At 68.1% G+C, this 25030-nt stretch carries 25 protein-coding genes; 18 read left to right on the forward strand and 7 right to left on the reverse strand.

The genetic code is table 11. The annotated features are described in order from the left end of the window. Positions 1-69 precede the first annotated feature (69 nt). The 7 genes from ACWDTD_RS09470 to lysS all read left to right on the forward strand — a co-directional run bounded on the left by ACWDTD_RS09470 (position 70) and on the right by lysS (position 7425). The gene (locus ACWDTD_RS09470) at positions 70-1389 is read left to right on the forward strand and encodes a DUF6779 domain-containing protein (RefSeq protein ID WP_449746839.1); all 1320 of its coding nucleotides are present in this window, start codon (positions 70-72) and stop codon (positions 1387-1389) included. Positions 1390-1606: 217 nt separating this feature from the next. Beyond that, positions 1607-2638 (forward strand): Rossmann-like and DUF2520 domain-containing protein, encoded by a 1032-nt coding sequence (locus ACWDTD_RS09475; RefSeq protein WP_449746840.1) that lies wholly within the window; start codon positions 1607-1609, stop codon positions 2636-2638. Next, positions 2635-3546 carry a pantoate--beta-alanine ligase gene (gene panC, locus ACWDTD_RS09480; protein WP_449746841.1) on the forward strand — a complete coding sequence of 304 codons (912 nt, stop codon included), beginning with the start codon at positions 2635-2637 and terminating at the stop codon, positions 3544-3546. The genes ACWDTD_RS09475 and panC overlap by 4 nt, the downstream gene beginning before the upstream one ends. A 44-nt stretch (positions 3547-3590) precedes the next feature. Continuing rightward, the gene (panD, locus tag ACWDTD_RS09485) at positions 3591-4007 is read left to right on the forward strand and encodes an aspartate 1-decarboxylase (protein ID WP_449746842.1); all 417 of its coding nucleotides are present in this window, start codon (positions 3591-3593) and stop codon (positions 4005-4007) included. A gap of 11 nt (positions 4008-4018) precedes the next feature. Further along, entirely contained in the window at positions 4019-4828 is an 810-nt protein-coding gene (locus ACWDTD_RS09490) for a type III pantothenate kinase (RefSeq protein WP_449746843.1), read from the forward strand. A gap of 542 nt (positions 4829-5370) precedes the next feature. After that, complete coding sequence (locus ACWDTD_RS09495) at positions 5371-5805, forward strand: rhodanese-like domain-containing protein (protein WP_449746844.1); 435 nt, start codon at positions 5371-5373, stop codon at positions 5803-5805. A 75-nt stretch (positions 5806-5880) separates the two neighbouring features. Next, positions 5881-7425 carry a lysine--tRNA ligase gene (gene lysS / locus ACWDTD_RS09500; RefSeq protein ID WP_449746845.1) on the forward strand — a complete coding sequence of 515 codons (1545 nt, stop codon included), beginning with the start codon at positions 5881-5883 and terminating at the stop codon, positions 7423-7425. Here the strand turns inward: lysS and ACWDTD_RS09505 are convergent. Beyond that, positions 7409-8920, reverse strand: a complete 1512-nt coding sequence (locus tag ACWDTD_RS09505) for a bifunctional aminoglycoside phosphotransferase/ATP-binding protein (protein ID WP_449746846.1) — start codon at positions 8918-8920, stop codon at positions 7409-7411. The two genes, lysS and ACWDTD_RS09505, sit on opposite strands and share 17 nt — an antisense overlap. Before the next feature lie 141 nt (positions 8921-9061). Between ACWDTD_RS09505 and ACWDTD_RS09510 the strand changes: the two genes are divergently transcribed. Further along, entirely contained in the window at positions 9062-9688 is a 627-nt protein-coding gene (locus ACWDTD_RS09510; RefSeq protein WP_449746847.1) for a TetR/AcrR family transcriptional regulator, read from the forward strand. Further along, positions 9685-10503 carry a mycofactocin-coupled SDR family oxidoreductase gene (locus tag ACWDTD_RS09515; protein ID WP_449746848.1) on the forward strand — a complete coding sequence of 273 codons (819 nt, stop codon included), beginning with the start codon at positions 9685-9687 and terminating at the stop codon, positions 10501-10503. Before ACWDTD_RS09510 ends, ACWDTD_RS09515 begins: the two co-directional genes overlap by 4 nt. 22 nt (positions 10504-10525) lie before the next feature. On the opposite strand, the gene ACWDTD_RS09520 is transcribed toward ACWDTD_RS09515, so the two are convergent. After that, entirely contained in the window at positions 10526-12100 is a 1575-nt protein-coding gene (locus ACWDTD_RS09520; protein WP_449746849.1) for a FadD3 family acyl-CoA ligase, read from the reverse strand. A gap of 42 nt (positions 12101-12142) precedes the next feature. Here ACWDTD_RS09520 and ACWDTD_RS09525 point away from each other — a divergent pair, with 42 nt between their 5' ends. The 6 genes from ACWDTD_RS09525 to ACWDTD_RS09550 all read left to right on the forward strand — a co-directional run bounded on the left by ACWDTD_RS09525 (position 12143) and on the right by ACWDTD_RS09550 (position 18373). Then, positions 12143-13414 carry an acyl-CoA dehydrogenase family protein gene (locus ACWDTD_RS09525; RefSeq protein WP_449746850.1) on the forward strand — a complete coding sequence of 424 codons (1272 nt, stop codon included), beginning with the start codon at positions 12143-12145 and terminating at the stop codon, positions 13412-13414. Further along, positions 13411-14253 carry an SDR family oxidoreductase gene (locus ACWDTD_RS09530; RefSeq protein ID WP_449746851.1) on the forward strand — a complete coding sequence of 281 codons (843 nt, stop codon included), beginning with the start codon at positions 13411-13413 and terminating at the stop codon, positions 14251-14253. The genes ACWDTD_RS09525 and ACWDTD_RS09530 overlap by 4 nt, the downstream gene beginning before the upstream one ends. Positions 14254-14313: 60 nt before the next feature. Beyond that, the gene (locus ACWDTD_RS09535) at positions 14314-15471 is read left to right on the forward strand and encodes an acetyl-CoA C-acetyltransferase (protein ID WP_449746852.1); all 1158 of its coding nucleotides are present in this window, start codon (positions 14314-14316) and stop codon (positions 15469-15471) included. A gap of 96 nt (positions 15472-15567) precedes the next feature. After that, on the forward strand, positions 15568-17073 hold the full coding sequence (locus ACWDTD_RS09540; RefSeq protein ID WP_449746853.1) for an aldehyde dehydrogenase family protein: 1506 nt from the start codon (positions 15568-15570) through the stop codon (positions 17071-17073). 45 nt (positions 17074-17118) lie between these two features. Beyond that, complete coding sequence (locus tag ACWDTD_RS09545) at positions 17119-17709, forward strand: TetR/AcrR family transcriptional regulator (protein ID WP_449746854.1); 591 nt, start codon at positions 17119-17121, stop codon at positions 17707-17709. A gap of 133 nt (positions 17710-17842) precedes the next feature. Beyond that, positions 17843-18373 carry a hypothetical protein gene (locus ACWDTD_RS09550; RefSeq protein ID WP_449746855.1) on the forward strand — a complete coding sequence of 177 codons (531 nt, stop codon included), beginning with the start codon at positions 17843-17845 and terminating at the stop codon, positions 18371-18373. Between the two features lie 20 nt (positions 18374-18393). On the opposite strand, the gene ACWDTD_RS09555 is transcribed toward ACWDTD_RS09550, so the two are convergent. The 4 genes from ACWDTD_RS09555 to ACWDTD_RS09570 form a co-directional block, all read right to left on the reverse strand. Continuing rightward, positions 18394-19488, reverse strand: coding sequence for an NAD(P)H-dependent flavin oxidoreductase (locus ACWDTD_RS09555; RefSeq protein ID WP_449746856.1), 1095 nt, complete (start codon positions 19486-19488; stop codon positions 18394-18396). Then, complete coding sequence (locus ACWDTD_RS09560; protein WP_449746857.1) at positions 19485-20279, reverse strand: CoA-transferase subunit beta; 795 nt, start codon at positions 20277-20279, stop codon at positions 19485-19487. The genes ACWDTD_RS09555 and ACWDTD_RS09560 overlap by 4 nt, the downstream gene beginning before the upstream one ends. A 67-nt stretch (positions 20280-20346) precedes the next feature. Beyond that, complete coding sequence (locus ACWDTD_RS09565) at positions 20347-21285, reverse strand: CoA transferase subunit A (RefSeq protein ID WP_449746858.1); 939 nt, start codon at positions 21283-21285, stop codon at positions 20347-20349. A gap of 1 nt (position 21286) precedes the next feature. Beyond that, positions 21287-22057, reverse strand: a complete 771-nt coding sequence (locus ACWDTD_RS09570) for an enoyl-CoA hydratase family protein (protein ID WP_449746859.1) — start codon at positions 22055-22057, stop codon at positions 21287-21289. Positions 22058-22144: 87 nt separating this feature from the next. On the opposite strand from ACWDTD_RS09570, the gene ACWDTD_RS09575 reads away from it, so the two are divergent. The 3 genes from ACWDTD_RS09575 (at position 22145) to ACWDTD_RS09585 (ending at position 24358) form a co-directional block, all read left to right on the forward strand. Then, on the forward strand, positions 22145-22936 hold the full coding sequence (locus ACWDTD_RS09575; RefSeq protein WP_449746860.1) for an SDR family oxidoreductase: 792 nt from the start codon (positions 22145-22147) through the stop codon (positions 22934-22936). A gap of 96 nt (positions 22937-23032) precedes the next feature. Beyond that, entirely contained in the window at positions 23033-23938 is a 906-nt protein-coding gene (locus ACWDTD_RS09580; RefSeq protein WP_449747003.1) for an SDR family oxidoreductase, read from the forward strand. A 42-nt stretch (positions 23939-23980) separates the two neighbouring features. Beyond that, positions 23981-24358: a hypothetical protein gene (locus ACWDTD_RS09585; protein WP_449746861.1), complete on the forward strand. Its 378-nt coding sequence runs from the start codon at positions 23981-23983 to the stop codon at positions 24356-24358. 13 nt (positions 24359-24371) lie between these two features. On the opposite strand, the gene ACWDTD_RS09590 is transcribed toward ACWDTD_RS09585, so the two are convergent. After that, on the reverse strand, positions 24372-25028 hold the full coding sequence (locus tag ACWDTD_RS09590; protein ID WP_449746862.1) for a GNAT family N-acetyltransferase: 657 nt from the start codon (positions 25026-25028) through the stop codon (positions 24372-24374). Positions 25029-25030: the final 2 nt, after the last annotated feature.

Raw genomic sequence — 25030 nt, forward strand, 5'->3', positions numbered from 1 at the left:
GGTCACTAATCGTGACTCTCCGTTGACGCCTGTCCGTCGCGGGGCAACTCAAAGTGTAAGTTCACGGACATGACGACCTCGAACGGCCGTTCCGCCGAGACCCGACGCTCTGGTCGCGTGGCGCAATGGCTGCTCGGTCTGCTGATCGTGCTCGCCGTGGCGGCCAGCATCCTGATGGTCTTCACGGACACCGTGAGCATCGTCGGCTCCCTGGCTGTCATCGCCGCGCTGTGGGCGGCGGTGATCGGGGCCATCCTGGTGACCAAGTTCCGTCGGCAGGCGGAGTCGGCGGAGAGCAAGAGTCGCGATCTGCGCCTGGTCTACGAGTTGCAGCTCGAACGCGAGATCGCGGCCAGGCGTCAGTACGAACTCGACGTCGAGGCGACGATCCGCAAGGAGATCGGCCAGGAGACCGGCGCCGAACTCACCGAACTCAAGGCGCAGGTGTTGGCGTTGCGGGCCAGCCTGGAGCAGTTGCTGGGACAAGCGCTGCCCGATCAGCGCACGGCACTGCCGAACGAGAAACTGCGGGAGCTGGCCTCCGGGCTCGGTGGTGTGGGGTCCGACACCGGTTACGGCCGCCCCTCCTATCCCGGCTCCGGCTTCTCCGGCTCGCAGTTCGCGCACGACGACAGCGTGCGGGCGGCGCAGGACTTCGCCGCGACGGTACCGGCGGCGGACGCACCCAGTAGGCACGAGTCCTCGGCATTCGATGCGTCCATCGATCCCAATGAGATGACCGAGATCATTCCGGTGGTCACCGAGGAGGAGCCGTTCGCGGGCGCCGGGTTCGGCCTGCCCGCCGACGAGGTCGAGCCGAACCCCAACGCAGAGACCCCGGCCGCCGAGGTCCCCGTCGACGAGGTCACCGTCGACGAGGTCACCGTGACCGAGGTTCCCGTCGACGTCGTCCCCGACGAGGTCGAGGTCGCTGAAGCGGAGGTCGCCGAGGCCGAGGTCGCCGAGGTGACTCCCGACGTCCCGGTGGAGCAACCGCGGCCCACCGAGGCACCGGCACCCTCGGCACCCCTGTCGACCCCGTTCTCCGGCGGGTTCTACGTGGGACCCCAGCCACAGATGTCTCAGCCGCCGCAGACCCCCGCACCGACCTTCGTCGACGACACCCCCACCGACGAGTGGGCCGCACAGCACGCGCCCGCTGCCGCACCCGCGCCTGCTGCCGAGTCCGAGAGCACTGCCGGTCGTCACGAAAGCGGTGGTGCCGGCGAGTCGTCGCGGACCGTCGCCGACCTCGGTGGTGGCCGTCGCCGTCGCGAGACCGACCACGATGCGGCCCATTCGGCGGGCCTTCCCGCCGCCGAACTCCTCAATCAACTGCGCCAGGCGTCGTCGGAGTCTCGCGGCGGACGCCGTCGCCGCGGGGACTGACGCGGCGCGTACAGAAAGGTCACCGCTGAGGCAGGCGACCTGCACCGGTGCACCTCACGATCTCGACAGGTGACGGTTCTGTACCGACCAGCCACCGTCGGCGCCGTGACCCCGATCACACGTATTGGCCATTGCCGTCGCCCACCGCCTAACCTTGCGGTGCAACGTCTGGTACCCGTTGACGATCGCGGGACTGGAACGACCCTGGAGGACACCGGTGACCTCACCGAACGGCGACAATGCCGTGCCCCCGATGCGCCGCGACGGCGCCGGGCACGGGGCCGATCCGTCGGCCGCCGCATCCGTGCTCCCCGGGGTCAGTAACCTTCCCACCCCCGCTCGGCTGACCGTCGGAATCGTCTCCGCGGGCCGTGTGGGCACCGCGCTGGGCGAGGCGCTCGAACGCGCCGGCCACCTGGTCGTCGGGGTGGTGGCGCGATCACCCGAATCGCGGCGTCGCGCCGCAGCCCGGCTCCCAGAGTCGCAGGTGCTGGACCTGCCCGACGTGGTGTCGCGTTCCGAACTCCTCGTCATCGCCGTCCCCGACGCCGCGTTGCCCTCGGTGATCGCCGAGATCGCGGCCACTCGCCGACTGCGCCCCCGCACGTTGGTGCTGCACACCGCGGGTGCACACGGTGTCGCGATACTCGACCCACTGACCCGGCTCGGTGCGCTGCCGCTCGCGGTGCACCCCGCGATGACGTTCATCGGCACCGACGACGACACCGCACGCCTGGCGCAGGCGTGTTTCGGCATCACCGCGGCCGACGAGGTGGGCGTTGCGATCGCGTCCGCACTGGTCCTGGAGATGGGCGGTGAACCCGTTCGCATCGCGGAGGAGAACCGCACGCTCTATCACGCGGCGCTGGCCCACGGGGCCAACCACCTCGTGGCGCTGATCTGCGACGCGGTGAGCGCGATGAACGCTGCGATCGAGGGCGACGCCGGGGCGCCCGGGCGCGACGCGGCGACCGTCGACGGCAACTCGGTGCTGCTCGCCGAACGGATTCTCGGACCTTTGGTGACCGCGGCCCTGCAGAATGTCCTCGAACTCGGACGGGGCGCGTTCACCGGGCCGGTGGCGCGTGGCGACGCGGCCGCCGTCGCCGATCATCTCGCGGCCTTGCGGGCGCTGCCCGGCGGCCGGTCACCCGGTTCGATCGCCGACGCCTACCGGGTGCTGGCCCTTCGTGCCGCTGATTACACCGACGCCCCCGACGACCTGCGCGACATTTTGGAGGCCCCGTGACCGCTCCGCTCGACGCCGCTTCCTACGTCGCGGGAACCCTGACCGTGCACCGTGATCCGGCAACCCTGCACCGCGTCAGCACCGCGCTGCGCCGCGCGGGCAAGCGTGTGGTGCTGGTGCCCACCATGGGCGCGTTGCACGCGGGACACGCGCAACTGGTGCGCGCGGCGCGATCCAAGGGCGACGCGGTGGTGATCGTGTCGATCTTCGTCAACCCGCTGCAATTCGGTGCGGGCGAGGATCTCGACGCCTATCCCCGCACCTTCGACGCCGACCTCGACCTGCTGCGTTCCCTCGGTGTCGAGTTGGTGTTCGCGCCGACGGTCGCCGACATGTATCCGTATGGTCCGCGCACCACCATCTCACCCGGCCCGGCCGGCGACATCCTCGACGGTGCTTCGCGCCCAGGACATTTCGCGGGGATGCTCACCGTCGTCGCCAAGCTACTCAACATCGCCGCCCCGCACGCGGCGTACTTCGGTGAGAAGGACTACCAGCAGCTCGTCCTGATCACCCAGATGGCCGACGACCTGAATCTCGACGTCGAGATCGTGGGCGTGCCGACGGTGCGCGAGGCCGACGGGCTGGCCAAGTCGTCGCGCAACAGGTATCTCACCCCCGAACAGCGTGAGGTGGCCGTGACGTTGTCGGCGGCACTCGCCGCCGGATCGCATGCCGCACCGGGCGGCTGCGACGCGATTCTGGCTGCGGCGCAAGCCGTTCTCGCCAGCCGGCCGGAGATCGACGTCGACTACCTGGCCCTACGGGGACGGTCGCTGGAGGAGCCGCCGGAGAAGGGCGACGGCAGGCTTCTCGTCGCGGCCCGGCTCGGAGCGGCGCGACTCATCGACAACGTCGGCGTGGCCATCGGCATCGACCTGTCCAACCCCGACGAGAACCCCACCTGACCGCCCGGCCCGGCGATCGACCATCGAACACGAGGTAGCACAGCATGTTCCGCACCATGATGACTTCCAAGATTCACCGCGCCACGGTGACGCAGGCCGATCTGCACTACGTCGGTTCGGTCACCATCGACGCCGATCTGCTCGACGCCGCCGATCTGCTCGAGGGAGAGCAGGTGAGCATCGTCGACATCACCAACGGAGCGCGCCTGGAGACCTACGCGATCGCCGGCGAACGGGGCTCGGGGGTGATCGGGATCAATGGTGCGGCAGCACATCTCGTGCATCCCGGTGATCTGGTGATCATCATCGCCTACGGCATGCTCGATCGTGATGAGCTGCGGGACTACTCGCCGCATGTGGTCTTCGTCGACGACGCCAACCGGGTCATCGACGCCGGAACCGATCCCGCACATGCGCCGCACGGATCGGGGCTGCTCGATCCGCGCAGCCTTGCGGTCTGAGGTCGCACCCCATGCTTCTCGCCGTCGACGTCGGCAACACCAACATCCACCTCGGCCTGTTCACCGGCACCGGTGACCATTCGAAGCTGTTCCGGGACTGGAGGATTCACACCGACCCGCACCTCACGGCCGATGAGCTGGCGCTGATTGTCCGAGGCCTGCTCGGCGCCGATGTCGAGCAGGTCACCGGGGTGGCCGCGCTCTCCACGGTGCCGTCGCTGCTGCGTGAACTGCGCACCATGGTGGGCCGCTACTACAGCCACGCCCACAACGTGCTGCTCGAACCCGGCGTGCGCACCGGTGTGCCGCTGCTGGTGGACAACCCGAAGGAAGTGGGCACCGACAGGGTGGCGAACTGTCTTGCCGCGCACCAGATCTACGGTGGACCCTGCATCGTGGCGGCGTTCGGCACGGCGACGGTGGTCGACGCGGTGTCGGCGAAAGGGGAGTTTCTCGGGGGTGCGATCGCTCCCGGGGTGAACCTGGGGGTCGATGCGCTCAGCGAGCACACCGTGACGGTGCGGCGGGTGGAGTTGATGCCCCCGCGCAGTGTGCTCGGCAAGAACACGATCGAGGCGCTGCAATCGGGGATTCTGTACGGGTTCGCCGGCCAGGTGGACGGCCTGGTGGAGCGCATCCGTGCCACCGTGGACGGGTTCGACGGCCGTGACATCACCGTGGTGGCCACCGGCTTCCTGGCTCCGCTGATCTTCCCCGAAAGCCGCTCCCTGACCACCCACCACACCCACCTCACCCTCGAGGGCCTGCGGCTGGTGCACGAGCGGAGCAAACAGCAGACCCGCACCCGCGGCGGGCGCTGATCCGCGTCGAGCGTGCCCACTTCCGCGTCGAGCTGCCCACTTCCGCGTCGAGCGTGCCCAGTTCCGCGTCGAGTGTGCCCGGATCCGCGTCGAGCGTGCCCAGTTTCGGGTCGAGCGTGCCCGGCCCCGAGTCGGGCGCATCTGGTTGCGGGTGGGGCTTGTTCTTTGCTGATCGAGCTCGTTCTTTGCTGATCGAGCTCGTCGAGATCACCCTGCCCCGCCCTCGCGCACACAACAGTGGCCGCTGCGGGGTAGCGACCAGTAGGCGTTGCGCGAACGTACAGAATGGGTCACGTATTCGTGCCGGGTGGTCTCGACACGCTCGACCAGCGGTTGGGGGCTCGACGAGCGGTTGGGTGTGCGACCTTTTGCGCAGCCGAAGCGCGAAACCCTCACAGATCTGGTCGCCGGCCGGCCGATGTGGCACACTCGTCTGCGTGATCATGAGCTGTCTGGAGTGTTGTCAGGGCTGAGTCCGCGTTCTCGCGGCCGCCCTCCTCGACGACCCCCGCTCGTTTCGATCACTTTCGAGGTTCTCTCCCATGACCGCATCGGTCCGCCAACCCGCTGTTGTTGATCCCGCTCCCGTGCAGGCGCCCGTCTCCGACACTCCGCTCTCGTTGCAGGCCGCCGACTACCGCTCGGCGCTGTCGGCGGGCGCCGTCGCCGTCGACATCCGAAGCCACCGCAAGCGCCAATCCGACGGCGCGCTCTTCGGAGCCCTCGCGATCGCTCCCACCGACATTCTCGAACTCTTGACCCCCGGCACCCCCGGCGCGCTGCGCAGCGCAGTTCCCGGCAGCCGATGGGTCCTCATCAGCGACGACGGCCACGAGGCCGAATGGCTCGCCTGGCACCTGCAGGCCCGTGGGGTGACCGGTGCGGTGTTCGTCGTCGGCGGATTCCGGCGGCTGCGGGCCGCGGGCATCAACGGCGAGATCAGCCGCAGCGAGTTGGCGATCTACTCCGCACACTGAATCGTTCCGGACGCCTGCACCCGGGTGCCGACCACGATTTTCGCCCGCCACGCACCGGCCGATAGGGTTTGGGAGGTGAGCACCACCCCCACCAGCGGCGACCCGTCCGCGACCGACGACCAGACGCCGGAACAGCTCCGCATCCGCCGGGACAAGCGCGAACGCATCCTCGACGAGGGGCGTCAGGCGTATCCGGTGTCGATTCCGCGCACGCACAGCCTCGCCGAGATCCGCGCCGCCCACCCCGATCTCGAGGCCGGTACCGAGACCGGGCAACTGGTCGGTGTCGCCGGCCGTGTCATCTTTCTGCGCAACAAGGGCAAGCTGTGCTTCGCCACCCTGCAGGAGGGCGACGGTACCCAGCTCCAGGCGATGATCAGCTTCAACGGTGTCGGCGAGGAATCGCTGGTCCGGTGGAAGGCCGACGTCGACCTCGGCGACATCGTCTACGTCCACGGCCAGGTGATCAGCTCGCGCACCGGTGAACTCTCGGTGATGGCCGACACCTGGGAGATGGCGTCCAAGGCGTTGCGTCCGCTGCCGGTGGCCCACAAGGAGATGAACGAGGAGACCCGCGTCCGGCAGCGCTACGTCGACCTCATCATGCGGCCCGAGGCCCGCGACATCGCCCGCACCCGCATCAAGGTGATCGCCGAGCTCCGCAAGGCGCTCGACACGCGCGGCTTCCTCGAAGTCGAGACGCCGATGTTGCAGACCCTGCACGGTGGCGCCGCGGCGCGGCCCTTCAGCACCCACTCCAACGCCTTCGACATCGACCTCTATCTGCGCATCGCGCCCGAGCTGTTCCTCAAGCGATGCATCGTCGGCGGCATCGAGCGGGTCTTCGAGATCAACCGCAACTTCCGCAACGAGGGCGCCGACTCGACGCACTCACCCGAGTTCGCGATGCTCGAGACCTACCAGGCCTACGGCACCTACGACGACGCCGCGCTCATGACGCGCGACCTGGTGCAGGAGGTTGCGCTGGGGGCGCTCGGCACGCTCACCCCCGCCATGCCCGACGGTTCGGTCTACGACCTGTCGGGGGAGTGGACGTCGCTGGAGATGTACCCGTCGTTGTCGGCGGCACTCGGGCAGGAGATCGTGCCCGACGGTGGCCCCGAGCATCCGGGCACCACCGTCGACGAGCTGCTCGCGATCGCCGGGCGGGTGGGCCTGGAGGTCCCGAAGGACAAGGGGTACGGCCACGGCAAGCTGGTCGAGGAACTCTGGGAACACATGGTGGGCGAGAAGCTCGCACAGCCGGTGTTCGTCCGGGACTTTCCGGTGGAAACCTCCCCGCTGGTCCGCGCACATCGCTCGGTGCCCGGTGTGGTGGAGAAGTGGGACCTCTACGTTCGGGGCTTCGAACTCGCCACCGGGTACTCCGAGCTCGTCGACCCGGTGATCCAGCGCGAACGCTTCGTCGACCAGGCACGCCTGGCCGCGGCCGGCGACGACGAGGCCATGCGCCTGGACGAAGAGTTCCTCACCGCCATGGAGTACGGCATGCCGCCGACCGCGGGAACCGGGATGGGCATCGACCGTCTGCTGATGGCACTCACCGGCCTCGGTATTCGCGAAACGATCCTGTTCCCGCTGGTCAAGCCGAGGGTCTGACCCCGCTTGACGCGGCGCCAGCCAGCACGGTCGACGCCGCGCGATCGTCGGCCGGAACGTGCATCCAGCCGGCCGGCACATCCAGTGTCTGTGTCTGCCGGCGGGCCACCGCCGCGTCGGCGTCGGACGCGTCGGGCCCGCGTGCCTCGATGCGTGAAATCCGTTCGGACTCCGACAGTTCCAGCCACACGCCGAGCATCGGACAGCCGGTGTCACAGGCTGCGCGGGAAACCCCGTCGCGCTGATCGGCCGAACCGAACACCGCGTCGGCGATCACGCTCACCCCCGACGCGAGGTCGACCGCGGCCAGCCGGTCCAGCTCCCGGTACACCCCGCCACGATTCTCGGCGGTGTAGGCCGACCGTGGCAGCGGTTCGGTCATGCCGACCCCGGCCATCCGTTTGCGCAGCACGTCGCTGCGCAGGATGCGCGCACCCGGCGCCGCACCCACCGCGTGGCCGATTGCCCGCGCCAGCGTCGACTTCCCGGTTCCCGACCCACCGCCGATCGCGATGAGCTGCGCGGGGACCGGCTCGGTGAACTTCAGCGCGAGGTCGAGATAGTGATGGGCGCCTTCTCTGTCGCGTGCCGCAGCAGCGACATGTGCACGGACCGTTGCCCGCACCGAAAGGAGCACCGGCATCAGGCAGAAGGCGTCCTCGTCCGTCGCGGCACTGTCGAAATAGGCGTTGGCCACAACGTTGGCCTCATGGCGCAGGTCGCGCGCCACGAGATCCATGACCAGGAACGCGAGGTCGTAGAGGACGTCGGTGGTGGCCATCTCGTCGTCGAACTCGAGACAGTCGAACGGGGTCGGCTCACCGTCGATGATCGCGATGTTGCCCAGGTGGAGGTCGCCGTGGCAGCGGCGTACCCGACCGCTGCGCGCCCGGGCGTCGAGAAGGTCGGCGTGTCGGCTGACGAGTTCGCTGATCCGATCGGTGAGCCGTTGCGCCGCAGCGGGTTCGATGATGTCCGGAAACGCCGACATGCTCGCCAGGTTTCCGTCGACCACGTCCTGGAGCCGTGCCGCGCCGTTCGGATCGGCACTGGCGGGCGCGCTGCCGTGGGATTCTACGATTCGGGTGGTGAGCCGTTCGAGCAGGCGATCGTCGAGACCTCCCGGGTGTGCGCGTCCCACGAGCAACGCGTCGTCGGCGAAGCGCTTCATCTCCAGTACGTGTTCGATCACCTCGCCGGGCCCGTCGAAGGACAGCGAACCGTCTTTCGCCCGTCGGATCGTGTGCACCCCCAGGTACAGGCCGGGTGCGAAGTCGCGGTTGAGTCGAAATTCGGCGTCGAGGGCGGCGCGACGCCGCTGCGGTGTACTGAAGTCGAAGTAGCGCAATCGAACCGGACGTTTGAACTTCCATGCGCGGTCGCCGTTGAGGATGATCACGGCGCCGTGGGTGGTGATCCGTCGCGACGGGGCGCTTGCATCGAGCACGCCGACCCGTGCGAGCAACTCCTCGGTCGGCTCGTCCTGGCTTGTCATGAGTCGCCTGTCGGATCGCGGTGTCGGTGACGTGTCGACGGGGACGATGGTGGCGCCGTCGCTGTCGAGGATACGGTCCCATTGGCGTCAGTTTCTGTCAAAACGGCATAGTGTGACGCCATCAGGCGTAGCGTCTGCGCCATGACCGGACCGGCACCTCTGCGGATGCGGCGTATGGCGCAGACACGACGAGAGATCTCCGACGTGGCCCTCGACCTGTTCATCAGCGAAGGCCTGTCCGAAACCTCGGTCGCGCGTATCGCGTCGTCGTCCGGCGTGTCGCCACGCACCTTCCACCGGCTGTTCGTCTCGAAGGAGGAGGCGATCGCGCCGATCCTCGACGAGGGGTGGCAGATCTACGTCGACGCCGTCGCCGCACAGTCGAGCACGACCCCGATAGTGGACGCACTGATCAACGCTCTGGTGACGGCCTTCGACGGACCGCAGGGTCGGCGGCATCGTGATCTGCTCCGTGCACTGCCGCGCTCGCCAACGTTGGCCCCGGTCTGGGAGTCGGTGCATGCCCGTAGCGCCAACGCATTGCGCCCCGTCTTGGCCGAACGGCTGGGGATCGAATCAGAGTGTTCCCGTGCCCATTTCGCTGCGGCGTGTGTCGTCGCCGCCAATCGGATCGCGGTGGAGGAATGGGTGGGCGACGAGGCCACGTCGGTGGCGGACCTCGCTCGCGACTGTCTGGACAGAGTGAGCATGGACCTGCTGGCGCAGCCGCAGGTGGAACGATCGACAACTCCGAGGAGGACACGGTGAGTACTGGAAGACTCGAAGGAAAGGTGGCGTTCGTCACCGGTGCCGCACGCGGACAGGGCCGCGCCGAGGCGGTCCGGTTCGCCGAGGAGGGCGCCGACGTCATCATCACCGACATCTGTGCCCCACCGACCGAAACAGACTATCCCGCAGCGACTCCGGAAGATCTCGACGAGACCATATCCCTGATCGAGAAGACCGGGCAGCGTGTCGTGCACGAGATCGCCGACGTCCGTGACCTGAGCGCTCTCGAGAATCTCGTGAGACGCGGCGTCGACGAACTCGGACGGCTCGACATCGTGGTCGCCAACGCGGGCATCGTCTCGTGGGGACGGTTCTGGGAGATGACCGTGGAGCGATGGAAGGACATGATCGACATCAATCTCACCGGTGTGTTCAACACACTCCGCGCAGCCGCCCCGGCGATGATCGAGAGCGGCAACGGAGGCGCGATTGTGGCAACGAGTTCGGTTGCGGGAATCAAATCCCTTCCGGGCCAGTCGCATTACAGCGCGGCGAAACATGGGGTTGTCGGTCTCGTGAAGTCCGCCGCGATCGAGTTGGCGCCGTATGGGATCCGGGTCAACTCCGTGCATCCCTGGGGGGTGGATACACCGATGGGCGGCATGGGCGCCGAGGGGGAGAAGGTCTTCGCCGACAATCCCTCCTACGCCGCTGCGATGGGGCAGTACTGGTTTGATCCGCCGATCTCGACGGCGGATGACATCGCCAACTCCGTGCTGTTCCTCGTCAGTGACGACTCGCGCACCATCACCGGGACACAGTTGACCGTCGACCACGGGGCGACCAAGGTCTGACCCGCCATCGCAAGAGTTGCGGTCAGCGCAATTCGCGCTTGAGGATCTTGCCCGACGGGTTACGGGGAAACGAGTCGACGAAGATCACCGAGCGCGGCACCTTGAAGTTCGCGAGATGCTGCTTTGCATGAGCGATCACCGCGTCCTCGGTCAGTCCCGATCCGTCGCGCGTGGTGACGTAGGCGCGGCCCACCTCGCCGAGCCGGGCGTCGGGTACCCCGATCACCGCGGATTCGGTGATCCCGTCGAGCCGGGCGAGGGTCTGCTCCACCTCGGCCGGGTACACGTTGAAGCCGCCGCAGATGTACATGTCCTTGAGGCGGTCGGTGATCCGGAGGTTGCCGCGCTCGTCGATGGTGCCGATGTCGCCGGTGTGCAACCAGCCCTGAGCGTCGATGGTCGCCGCGGTGGCCGCCGGGTCGTCGAGGTAGCCGCGCATCACCATCGCACCGCGCGCGAGCACCTCACCCTGACCCGACACCGCGATCTCCATTCCGTCGAACGCCCGTCCACAGGTGGTCGCCACGGTGACGTCGTCGTCGTCGGGGGTGCAGGTGGAGACGAATCCGCTGGCCTCGGTGAGCCCGTACGCGGTGATCACGGTGTCCACGCCCAGATCGCTCTGCAGACGCTCGACGAGCACCACCGGCACGATCGCGGCGCCGGTCACCACCAGCCGCAGCGACGAGAGGTCCACATCGCCGCGCGCGGGATCGTCGAGAATGGTCTGGAAGATGGTCGGCGCACCGGGGAACACCGTGGCACGCTGTTGCCCGACGAGCCGCATCGCCGCCGACGGCGAGTACACCGCGAGCGGAATCATGGTGACCCCGAACAACACCGACGGCAGAATGCCCGCCTTGTAGCCGAACGTGTGGAAGTACGGATTGACCATCAGGTAGCGGTCGGCCGTGCCGAGCCCGCCGTTGGCACCCCAGGCGTGGGCCCCCGCCATCGTCTGGCGGTGCTCGGCCACCACACCCTTGGATTTCCCGGTGGTGCCGGAGGTGAACATGATGTCACTGACGTCGTAGGGTGCCACGGCTCGGGCCCGCCGGTCCGCCTCGGCGCGGGTGTCGTCGGTGGCGCGGCGCAGAAAGTCGGTCCAGTCGACGGCACCGGTCGGCGCGGCCGCCACGTCCTCCGATCCCTGCGGCAGCGGGACCCGCACCACCACATCGGGCATCGCGGCACCGTAATCGGTGAGCAGTTCGGCGCAGTGATCGGCGCCGAGGAACTCGCCGGACACCACCACCACACACGCGTGCGACCGGGCGATCACGTCGATCGCCTCACCGCCGGTGTACCTCGTGTTCAGCGGAACCAGCACCGCACCGGCGTAGTGCACGCCCAGCGCGGCCACCGGCCAGTGGTGACTGTTGGGCGACCAGACGGCCACCCGATCGCCCACCCCGACTCCCGACCCGACCAGTGCCGCCGCGAAATCCCGTACTGCGACCAGCAATTCGGCATAGGTCAGCTCGACGGGTTCGTCGGCCCACTGGGTGTCGACGACGGCGGTGCGCCGTGGCCACTCGCGTGCCGCGCGGATGAGGGCGGCCGGGGTGGTCTGGACCGACGTCACCGTGGACTCCATGCCGCTAACCTAGCAAACGCTTGGTAGGTTATGCTAGCGGGCATGACCTCGACGAATCTCGCCGACAGGGCGGTCGACCTGGGCGAATGGGCCCGGTCGACGCCCGAGGCCACCGGCGAGTTCGTCACCGCCGTGCGCGCGTGGCTCGCCGAGAACCTGGCCGGCGAGTTCGCGCACCTGAGGGGGCGCGGTGGGCCGGGCAGCGAACACGAGTTCTTCGCCGACCGGCTCGCATGGGACCGGCATCTCGCCGCCGCGGGCTGGACATGCCTGGGCTGGCCCACCGAATACGGGGGCCGCGGCGCGACGCTCGAGCAACGGATCATCTTCCATCAGGAGTATGCGCGTGCCGACGCGCCCGCGCGGGTGAATCACCTCGGCGAGGAACTCCTGGGCCCCACCCTCATCCACTTCGGCACCGAGGAACAGAAGCGGCGGTTCCTGCCCGGCATCGTCGACGTCACCGAACTGTGGGCGCAGGGCTACTCCGAGCCCGGTGCCGGTTCGGACCTCGCCAACGTCGCCACCAGCGCACGCCTCGGCGACGACGGCCGCTGGCATCTGCACGGACAGAAGATCTGGACCTCGCTGGCGCACGTCGCGCAGTGGGTGTTCGTGCTGTGCCGCACCGAACCCGGCTCCTCGCGGCACCGGGGACTGAGTTTTCTGCTGGTGCCGCTCGATCAGCCCGGCGTCACCGTGCGTCCCATCCAGCAGCTCACCGGCACGTCGGAGTTCAACGAGGTGTTCTTCGACGACGCGGTGACCGACGCCGAGGAGATCGTCGGCGCCCCCGGCGACGGGTGGTCGGTGGCCATGGGTCTGCTGCAATTCGAACGGGGCGTCTCCACGCTGGGACAGCAGGTCGGATTCGCCCGTGAACTCGACGCCGTCACCGACATGGCGCGACGCACCGGCGCCATCGACAACCCGGAGATCGCGTCCCGGCTCGTGCGCGCCGGCATCGGGCTGACGGTGCTGCGCTCCAATGCCGCGCGCACACTCGGCAGCACCGGCGACGCGGCGAGCGCCACCGCCGCGGCGTCGGTGACGAAACTGTTGTGGGCCAACTGGCATCGCGACCTGGGCGAGCTGGCGATGGCGGTGGCCGGGGCGCCGTCGCTCGTCGCCCCCGGCACCACCGTCGAGGGCCGGACCAACGACATCGCCGACCCCGCACATGTCGAACTCGACGACTGGCAACGTCTTTTCCTGTTCACCCGCGCCGACACCATCTACGGCGGGTCGAACGAGGTGCAACGCAACATCATCGCCGAGCGGGTGCTCGGACTTCCCCGGGAGGTTCGCGGATGACGCAGACAACACCGACCGCCGCAGCGTCGATCTCGCCGCTGGCCACCCCACCGCGCGAAACCCCGGGGCATGGACTCCTGTTGGGTCGCAAGGTGGTTGTCACCGCTGCCGCCGGCACCGGCATCGGGTTCGCCACCGCGCGCCGTGCCCTGCTCGAGGGCGCCGACGTCGTCCTCAGCGACTGGCATGAGCGGCGGCTGGGGGAGGCCGCCGACACACTGCACGCCGAATTCCCCGACCGCGCCGTGGAATCGGTGGTGTGCAATGTGGCGTCCACCGCAGAGGTGGACGCGCTGATCGCCTCGGCGGCGGACAAACTCGGCCGCATCGACGTGCTGGTCAACAACGCCGGACTCGGCGGTGAGACCCCGGTGGCCGACATGACCGACGAGGAATGGGATCGCGTCCTCGACATCACGCTCACCGGGACCTTCCGCGCCACCCGCGCCGCACTGCGGTACTTCCGCGCGGTCGAACACGGTGATTCGGGATGTCGGGGTGTGATCGTCAACAACGCGTCCGTGCTGGGGTGGCGGGCGCAGCGCGGGCAAGCCCACTACGCCGCCGCCAAGGCCGGTGTGATGGCGCTGACCCGTTGTGCTGCAGTGGAAGCCGCCGACATCGGGGTGCGCATCAACGCGGTGGCCCCGTCGATCGCCAAGCATCCGTTCCTGGCCAAGGTCACCAGCGACGACCTGCTCGACGAACTCGCCGCACGGGAGGCCTACGGTCGCGCGGCGGAGGTCTGGGAGGTGGCCGCCACCATCGCGATGCTCGCCAGCGATTACACCACCTACCTGACCGGCGAGGTCGTGTCGATCTCCAGTCAACGCGCCTGACACCACATCCGGTCACCGACAACACCTTCCGTGCCCGACCGCCAACGAATCGGAGAAACCGTGAGCACACCGCAGGCCTACATCGTCGACGCCATCCGCACCCCGATCGGCAAACGCAACGGTTCGCTGGCCAAGACCCACCCCGCCGACATGGGTGCGCACGTGATCCGCGCGCTCGTCGAACGCACCGGACTCGATCCGGAAGTGGTCGACGACGTGGTGTTCGGCTGCGTGGACGCGATCGGACCGCAGGCGGGCAACATCGCCCGCACCGCGTGGCTGGCGGCGGGCATGCCGTTGGGTGTGCCGGGCACCACCGTCGACCGGCAGTGCGGATCGAGCCAGCAGGCCATTCATTTCGCCGCGCAGGGCGTGATGAGCGGAACCCAGGACGTGGTGGTGGTCGGCGGGGTGCAGAACATGAGCGCGATTCCCATCTCCCAGGCCATGATCGCCGGACAGGAGTTCGGCTTCTCCACCCCCACCGCCGAATCGGTGGGCTGGCAGGAGCGCTTCGGCGACACCGAGATCTCCCAGTTCGTCGGGGCCGACATGATGGCGCAGCGGTGGGACATCAGTCGCGAGGACATGGAACGGTGGGCGCTGCAATCGCATCAGCGCGCAAAATCGGCCATCGCAGAAGGACGTTTCGACGACGAGACGGTGCCGCTGGCCGACTGTGTCGTCGACGAATGCCCACGCGACACCTCGCTGGAGAAGATGGCCGGACTCGCGCCGCTGGCCGACGGATCGCGGCTCACCGCCGCGGTCGCCTCCCAGATCTCCGACGGGGCATCGGCTGCGCTCGTCGTGAGCCAACGCGCCCTCGACACCTACGGGCTCACCCCACGCGCCCGCATCCACCATCTCTCGGTGCGCGGTGACGACCCGGTGATGATGCTGTCGGCCCCGATCCCGGCCACCGAGTACGCGCTGGAGAAGTCGGGTCTGGGCATCGACGACATCGACGTGGTGGAGATCAACGAGGCGTTCGCGTCGGTGGTGCTGGCCTGGCTCAAGGAGACCGGCGCCGATCCGGCGCGGGTCAACCCCAACGGCGGCGCGATCGCGCTCGGTCATCCGCTCGGTGCCACCGGGGCCAAGCTCTTCGCCACCCTGCTCAACGAGCTCGAGCGCACCGGCGGGCGCTACGGCCTGCAGACCATGTGCGAGGGCGGCGGCACCGCCAACGTCACCATCATCGAACGGCTCGGCTGAGCGCGTCGCCACGCGGACAGGGTCGCGAAAGATGTGACCTGCGACATAGCATGAGCAGATGAGCGTGCGGGACCGATCCCAACCCGGAGGACGACGATGACCAAGCCGGCCGATGCAGACCGAATCGAGCGAGGGGTCTCGTCGGAGACCCATTCGCTGACCGAACTCCTCGAGATCCAGCAGGCCGCATTCCTCCGTGACGGCATACCCGACGCAAGCACCAGAATTGACCGGATCACCCGGTTGTCGTCGCTGCTCCTCGACCACGGGGACGAGATCAGTGAGGCGCTGACTCTCGATTTCGGCTCGCGGCCAAAGGAAGTCAGCGTGTTCGCCGACGTGGCCGGCTGCCTCATCGACCTGACGCATCAGCGCCGGGGGTTGCGCGAGTGGATGGGGGAGACGCGATCGGCGCGCGTACAGGGCGCGCTCGGATTCTCCCAGCGGGTGCGCCACGACCCGCTCGGCGTCGTCGGGATCATGGGCCCGTGGAACTTTCCGCTGCAACTCACCTTCGTGCCCGCGGGTTCGGCGTTCGCCGCAGGCAACCGGGTGCTGATGCGGCCGTCGTCGATCACCGCGCGCACCACCGAGGTGATCGCCCGCCACGCCCCCGACTACTTCTCCATCGAGGAACTCGCGGTCCTCACCCCGGCGCACGGCTCGGGGGCGGACTTCGCGAAACTCAAGGTGGATCACATGTTCTTCACCGGATCCCCCGAGGTCGGGTCGTCGGTGGCGCAGGAGGCCGCCAAGAACCTGGTGCCGGTGACCCTCGAACTCGGCGGCAAGAACCCGGCCGTCGTCGATGTCGGCGCCGACATCGACAAGGCGGCACGAATGCTGGCCGATGCCCGGATGGTCAACGGCGGCCAGGTGTGTCTGTGTCCCGATTACGTCTTCGTTCCCGAGGCCAAGGTCGGTGAGTTCAGCGACAAGGTGATCGCGCGGTGGACCGAGAAGTTCCCCACGATCGTCGACAACCCGGAGTACACCTCGACGATCAATCAGACGAACTACGACCGCATCCTCGGGCTGATCGACGACGCCGTCGAACTCGGTGCCACCGCGCGCCAGGTGATCCCCGGCGGGGAACCGCTGCCCTCGGCCGAGCAGCGCAAGATCCCGCCGACGCTGCTCACCGGAGTCAAGGCGGGTATGAAGATCACCGAGGACGAGGTGTTCGGCCCGGTGCTCACCGTCTACCCCTATCGTGACCTCACCGAGGCGATCACCTACATCTCCTCGCACCCGCACCCCCTCACGATGTACTGGTGCGGCGACGACAACGCGAACTTCGCGCGTCTGGCCGACAGCACGCGCAGCGGCTCGATCAACGGAAACGACTTCGCGCTGAACATGTTCGGCGCCGACTTGCCGTTCGGCGGTGTCGGCCGCAGCGGAATGGGTTCATACCACGGCAAAGCGGGCTTCGACACGTTCAGCCACGCCCGGGCGGTGGCCTTCTCGTCGTTGCCGATGTCGGTCGCCGACCTCATGACGCCGCCCTTCGGCAAGAAGGACAGGCGCATGATCGACGGCCAGATGACCATGTGGACCAAGCTCAACCGGCGTGCGGCCAAGAAGCTGCACCGACGCTGAGCCACCATCCCGCCGACCCTGCCAAGCAGTTGCTAGGGTGATCAGATGGCGGCACGTAACGGCACCTCGCGGCGCGACGAACTCCTCGCGACCGCAGGAAAGATGTTCGCCGAACACGGACTCCGGTCGACCACCGTGCGTGACATCGCCGACGGCGCGGGGATCCTGTCGGGCAGCCTCTATCACCACTTCGACTCCAAAGAGTCGATGGTGGACGAGATCCTGCGCCGGTTTCTCGATTCGCTGTTCGCGCGGTACCGCGAGATCGCAGCCGCAGATCTGTCGGCCACCGAGACACTGCGCGAACTCGTGGTGGCCTCCTTCGAATCGATCGAAGCCGAACACAATGCGGTGGCGATCTACCAGGACGAGGCCAAACGTCTTGCCACACAGGAACGTTTCTCCTACATCGACGAACGCAACGTGGAGTTTCGCGAGCTGTGGCATTCGGTACTCGCGCGCGGTGTGGCCGACGGCGAGTTCCGCGCCGACCTCAACATCGAACTCGTCTACCGATTTCTGCGCGACACGGTGTGGGTCGCGGTGCGCTGGTACCGCCCCGGTGGGGCACTGTCCATCGACGACATCGCCACGCAGTACCTCGCCGTCGTTCTCGACGGCATACTGCCCCGCTAGCGGCGGCGCGGCGCGCGAAGTGTGTCACAGATCCGACGTCTTCGTGACATCAACGCGTCGTTCCGGCGATCGCGTCCGCGCCAACGGCTACCGTCGGTATCGACGGACTCGGTGTGTCGCGAGGAGCTGACGAATGTCTGACGATCTTGGCCCGGTTCCCAATGCGCCGGGTATCGAATACCGGTGGCGGCCCGGGAAGGACGATCCGCGGCGCATGGCGGTCACGGTCACCCTCGCCGAGTTGCGTGCCCCCGTCGTCGCCATCGTCCTACTGCTCCTGCTCGCCGCGTGCATCGCCGGTGCCGTGATGAGCGACGACGTCTGGTACGCCGTTGTGGGAGTGCTCTTCCTGATCTTCATCGTCTTCCTCGTGTACCGAAGCACCTACCAACAGCTCAGTGCGACGGTGGTGCCCGGCGCCACGGTCGGTACGGGATTCAACGACTCGGCCATGCTCATCGAAACCCCGCACACGCGGGCGGTGATCCCGTATTCGAAGGTCCACTCGATCAGCAAGGTGGGCAAGGTGGTGATCGTGAAAGCGCCGAGCGCCCAGACCCCGACCGTGGCACTTCCCGTCGACGTCGCACCGACGGAGGCGATCGCCAAGGTCAAGCGTGCCGGCGCTGGTGGCGCCCCGCCGCGTTCCCACCCGGGTGCCTGAGGCCGTCCGCGTCCGGCCGCTCAGCCCAGTGCGGCGAGCGTCTTGAGCCGTTCGTGCGCCTGCGTCATGATCGACTGGATCAGTTCGTCACAACTCGGCAGGTCGTCGATCATGCCGACCACCTGTCCCGACGCCAGCACCCCGGCGCGGGTGTCGCCCTCGACCAGTCCGGCGCGCAGCAGCATCGGCGTGTTACCCGCCATGATGATCTGCTGCCAGGTGCGGTCGCCGGAGCGTCGCATCGACCGTCCGTCGCGCAACATCGTGGTCCAGCGCATCCCGGTCAACTGCTTGAACTCGTTGGCGTTGCGTGCCGCGGCCACCAGAGCGCGACCCCGCGAACCGCTTTCCAGCGCCTCGACGAGCGGGGTCCGCAACACCCGGTGCGGCATCCCGTCCACCTTCACCGACACCACGGTGTCGGTCAGACCGCGCTGTAGGTACTCCTGCTTCACCGCGTCGGGCACCGCCGAGTCCGAGGTGAGCAGAAACCGCGTCCCCATCGCCACGCCTTCGGCGCCGTAGGCCAGTGCGGCGGTCAGTCCGCGGCCGTCGAAGAAGCCGCCCGCGGCCACCACCGGCATGTCGGAGCCGTTGGCGCGCAACGCGTCCAGCACCGACGGCAACAGCAGGGTGGTGGCCACCGGACCGGTGTGACCGCCGCCCTCGCCGCCCTGCACGATCACCGCGTCGGCACCCCAGGACGCCACCTTCACGGCGTGTTTGGCAGCGCCGATCGACGGGATCACCACCACACCGTGGTCCTTGAGCTCGGCGATGAGATCCTGTTTGGGGGCGAGTGCGAACGACGCGACCCTGACCTCCTCACGGATGAGGAGCTCGATCCGCGCCGCCGCATCGGTGGCGTCGGCGCGGATGTTGACACCGAATGGCTTGTCGGTCAACGACTTCGTCTTGGTGATCGCCGCCGCGAGCTCCTCGTAGGTCATCGTCGCCGACGCCAGGATGCCCAACCCGCCCGCGTTGGACGTGGCCGCCGTCAGCGAGGGTCCCGACACCCAGCCCATCCCGGTCTGCACGATCGGGTACTCGACGCCGACCAGCTCGGTGAACCGGGTGGGCAGCGCCGCGGCCCGCGCCGTGGAGGCGGTCATCGGATCTCCTTGTCGCGTATGCCTTTGGGGTCCAGGACGTCGCGGATCAGGGTCAGCTCCTCCTCGGTGGGCACCCGGGTAAGCGGCGCCTCGGCCAGCCCGGCCACCTCGAAGGCGGTGTTCTCGGCCACCTCGTCGGCGTCGACACCCGGATGCAGCGACCGCGCCCGCATGGTGTGGCCAGGTCCGCCGAAGTCGAAGACGCCCAGGTTGGTCACCACGCGGTGGATGTGGAGGTCGTCGAAGGCGGGGTTGGCCGGGTCCACCGCGCTGTAACCGACCCCGCAGACGATGTCGACGCGCTCGCAGAACACCCGGGCCGAGTGCCGCGGTACCCAGTAGCTGGTGGGATGGTTGATCGTGTTGCCCGGTGCGCCGCGCACCCCGAACATCTGCCTGCTGGGGTGTTGCAGCGGTCCGAAGGCCGACAGATTCTGATTGCCGAACCGGTCGATCTGGTTGGCGCCCATCACCACATGCCTGCGACCCGAGGCCACCACGTCGAACACCTTGGAGAACGGCATCCACCCCTCGATGGGACCGCTGCGGCCGATCGCGGGGGTATCGGCGAGGATCAGTGCCTCGCCGTCGGTGATGAGCAGATCGGGTTCGGTGGTCAGCCGGGCCAGCCGGGCCCCGAGCAGCGGAACCGGCGCCATCGGCGACGCCATGATCTCGCCCGCCCCGGCGAAGATGTCGGCGCATGCCGCCACACAGATCTCCGCCCGGGTGGTTTCGACAGGCTCAACCAGCGGAGATGCCGAAACCCCTCCGCGCGCCGATTCAGTCATGCTGCTCCTCCCGTTCGATGCGACAGGCTCAACCAGCGGAGATGCCGAAACCCCTCCGCGCGCCGATTCAGCCATGCTGCTCCTCCCGTTCGCTGCGCCAGGCGAGCACCTCGCGCTGGTAGGTGGTTTCGTCGACCTCCAGGAACCGTTTCGCGAACGCCGACCACGAGTCCGGATCCTTCGCCGACTCCACGTAGAAGCGTTGGAAAGCCTCGTCGCGGCCGTAGTCGCCGGCAAAGGTGAAGTGCGCACCGTTGGGGGCGTGCACCACACGGTCGACATTCATCCGGTTCAGCAGCAGACGTTGGGCGGGAACGGTTTTGACGAGCACCTCGGTGGACACCAACTGATCGGTCTGCACGTAGCGGCGTTCCGCGGCGGCGCAGAACAGGTCGTCCATGTACGGGTCCACACCGGTGTACGCGGCGTTGCCGCGCGCATCGGCGAGGTCGAGGTGCACGAACGCTGCGTCGAGACGCAGCGCGGGCATCGCGATCAGCGTCTGGGTGCGTCCGTCGGGGCCGGGGTAGGGCGAGTCGACGGTCTTGAGCTCGCCCTCCCAGAACGCCGGGACGTCGGAGCCGAGGCCGGCACGAATGGGCAGGAAAGGCAGTCGGGCGGCCGCGGCCTGCAGGCCGCAGCGCACCATTCCCTCGTCCATCTCGCGGGCCTCGATCCGTCCGCCGGTGCGTGCCGCGGCGAACCACGGATCGTAGAACGGGGCGGAGTCCAGCGACACGAATCCGTAGTAGGCGCGCCGCACCTTGCCTGCGGCGCAGAGCAATCCGAGGTCGGGGCCGCCGTAGGTCACCACTGTCAGATCCGTGATGTCCGAGCGTGCCAGGGCGCGCACCAGGGCCATCGGTTTGCGTCGCGATCCCCACCCCCCGATGCCGATGGTCATCCCGTCGCGCAGTTCGGCGACCACCTCGTCGAGGGTCGAGGTCTTGTCCTTCGGTTGCGCCGTCGCGGGTTTCGTGGTGGTTGTCGTGGCGGGGGTGGTCATGTCAGCGCTGACTCCCGTTCGTCAGTGGTTTGCCGGTGGAGACGAATGCATCGCGATGCTCGTCGGCGACGCCGGCGAGATTGAGTTCGAAGGTGTATCCCTGTTCGAGGCGATAGCTGGCCTTTACGTCCACCGGATCGATGTGGTTGATGGCCGCCTTGGCGGCCCGGATCACCCGGGTGTCCTTGGCGGCGATCTGTTCGGCCACCTCGAGGGCGGCTGCGTCGAGTGCGTCGGGGGCCACCACCCGGTACACCGAACCGAAGTGCAGCAGCTGCTCGGCGGTGACGTTCTGGGCGGTGTAGTAGAGGGTGCGCATCATGTGTTGCGGGACCAGTCGTGCCAGATGCGTCGCGGCGCCGAGTGCGCCGCGATCCACCTCGGGCAGCCCGAACACCGCCCCCTCGGCGGCGACGATCACGTCGGCGTTGCCGACGAGCCCCACCCCGCCGCCCACGCAGAAGCCGTTGACGGCCACCACAACCGGGACCGCACAGTCGTAGACCGCCGAAAAGGCCGCGGCACAACCGTGATTGGCGTCGATCAGCGCACCGAACCCGTCGGTGGCCTGCATCTCCTTGATGTCGACACCCGCGTTGAAGCCGCGGCCGTGTGCCCGCAGGATGACCACATGCGACGCAGGGTCGTTTCCGGCGGCGAGGATCGTGTCGGCCAGCTCGAACCACGCCGCCGAGGGAAGCGCGTTGACCGGCGGGAAGTCGACGGTGACCGTCGTGACCCCGCTGTCGCTGCGCGTGCTGGTGATCGGCACGCCGTGTCCTCTCCCGGGAAGTCCCGTGACGTCGAAGTGACCAAGTCCAACCAAGCAAATGCTTGGTTGTTTGGTAGGGTAGCACCCATGAGTCTTCGTTCACAGGTCACCGGCCTCGACCTCGGAATGGAGAAGAGTGTTGTCCTGGTCACCGGCGGGGTGCGGGGTGTCGGGCTCGGGATCGCCTCGGTGCTCGCCGATCTCGGAGCCGTTCCCATCGTGTGCGCCCGGCGACCCGGCCCCACCGCCGACGCCGTCGCGCAATACATCCCGTGCGACGTGCGTGACGAGTCGGCGGTGACCACGATGGTCGAGCGGATCGTCGACGAGCACGGCCGCCTCGACGCGGTGGTCAACAATGCGGGTGGGTCGCCGTTCGCACTCGCCGCCGGGGCGTCGTCGTCCTTCTCGAGCAAGATCGTCGAACTCAACCTGCTCGCGCCGCTTGTGGTCGCACGGACAGCCAACCGCGTGATGCAGCAGCAGTCGACCGGCGGTGCGATCGTCAACGTCTCCAGTGTCAGCGGACACCGGCCGTCGCCGGGCACGTCGGCCTACGGCGCGGCAAAGGCAGGCCTCGACAGCCTCACCGCCTCACTCGCGGTGGAATGGGCGCCGAGGGTGCGGATCAACTCCGTGGTGGTGGGGCCGGTGGAGACGGAGTCGGCGGATCTGCACTACGGCGACGCAGCGGGGATCGCCGCGGTGGCCCGCACCATCCCGATGGGACGGATGGCGCGCCCGGCCGATGTCGGCAACGCGGTGGCCTTCCTGCTCTCCCCGCTGGCGGCCTACATCACCGGATCGACGCTGACCGTGCACGGCGGCGGCGAGAAGCCGGCGTTCCTGGACGCGGCGAATGCGGGGAACGACCTGTGAGCCGCGACACAAGCTCATGAGCCTGGACGCGGCGAATGCTGGGAACGACCTGTGAGCCGCGCGCAGCGCCACCACATCTTCGAGAAGGGAATCAGGGTGCCCGACAACAGCACACCACTCAACGAGGGCCGCGTGGCCATCGTCACCGGGGCCGGACAGGGTATCGGCCGCGCGCACGCGCTCGCGTTGGCCGCCGACGGTGCCGCCGTGGTGGTCAACGACTATGCAGACGATGCGGCGGCCGAAGTGGTCGACGAGATCTGTGCCGCCGGTGGGCGCGCCGTCGCGTCGATCGGTGATGTTGCCGACTGGGAGTCGGGCGAGCAGATGGTGCGCACGGCGATCGACGAGTTCGGCGGTCTCGACATCCTGGTCAACAACGCCGGATTCGTCCGCGACCGGATGCTGGTGTCGATGTCCGAGGCGGAGTTCGACGCCGTGGTGCGGGTGCACCTCAAGGGGCATTTCGTCGGACTGCGCCACGCCGGCGCGTATTGGCGCGCACAGGCCAAGGCGGGTGCACCCCGCGCTGCCCGGGTGATCAACACCACCTCCGGTGCCGGACTCTACGGCTCTGTGGGACAAGGCAATTACGTTGCCGCCAAGGCGGGGATCGCAGCCCTGACCATCCAGGCGGCCGCCGAGATGGGTGCCTACGGCATCACCGTGAACGCCATCGCACCGGCCGCGCGCACCCAGATGACGTTGGGGGCCGGTGAGGCCATGGCAGCGCAGATGGCCGCACCCGACGACGGTTCGTTCGACGTCATGGCCCCGGCCAACATCTCGCCGCTCGTCGTCTGGCTCGCTTCCCCGGAGGCCGGGGCGGTCAGCGGACGGGTCTTCGAGGTGGAAGGCGGCAAGGTCTCGGTGGCCGACGGCTGGCAGCGTAGCGTGGAGCGCGACAAGGGATCTCGATGGGAGCCCGCCGAACTCGGTCCGGTGATCGAGGAGATCCTCGCCAAGGCGCCGGTGCCGATGCCGGTGTACGGCGCGCGCTGACATCGCGCCCACCGTGCCCCGGAGAGAGGACGTGGACAGTTGGTGGAAACTCCGGACAACGTTGCTGCACAACGCATTCAGGCTGCACGTGCGTACGTCGACGCGCTGGTCGACCATGACCCGTCGAAGGTGTCATTGCATCCGGACTGCACACGGGTGGAACTCGGCGTACGGACCGGGCGTAACGGTCGGCACATCGCGCGCAGCCTGGCACGCGGACCGCAGTTCCGGCTCATTCACCGGGTCAGCGACTTCGAGGCGACCGTCGACGGGCACAGTGTCTCCACGCGGTACCTCGTGCATGTGCGACCCAAGATCGCCCGGCTGGCGGCGCCGGTCTCCGAGAAGTTCGTCGTCGACGACGAGAACCGAATCCGCACCATCTCGGCGCGATTCGGTTTCCCGCGTCGTCAATCCTGATCGGGGCCCGGATTCAGGAGCTCGGTGCGCGCACCACCATCGGTACGCCGGGGAAAAAGGCGGCCATCTCCGAGCGTGACTTGCGCAGCGTGGCAGTGCCGTAGCCCTGCTTGCGATGGTCGGGGTGAATCCAGATGCGCACATCCACTTCACCGTTGGTGAGCTCACCGAAGACGAACCCCACCTTCGCCGAACCGTCCTCGGCCACCAGCCACACCGCCTCCTCCTGGTCGACGCGTTCGGCGGCCTGGGCGATCTCCTCGTCGATCTCGCGCGCGGGGTGTCCCGATCCGTCGCCGGCCACACCGAGTTCGGCGGTGCGAAGCGAGAACAGGTCGGCGTCGTCGACCGGCGAGAACACGCGCAGGATCACCGTGTCGCCACTGCTGGCCGGCCGTTCGGCGAGGGTGAAGGTCAGGCGCGAGTTCAGGTCGTCGAGTTCGGCCTGGTTCTTGCGGCGCTCTTCCTTGGTCAGCTGATCGAGCTTCATGTCGAGGATTGCCGAGGCGCCGAGTCGGGACTTGTCGAGCAGTCCGGCGAGAGCGGTGACCGCGGCGTCGTGATCATCGGCGTCGACGATGGCGTCGAGCACCTCGTGGCGACGCTCGAGCGCGGTGAGTAGGGCGTCGGTGATGTCGCGACGTTCGGTCTCCAGGTCAAGATCAGTCATAC

It is taken from the genome of Gordonia sp. NPDC003425, assembly GCF_053588635.1.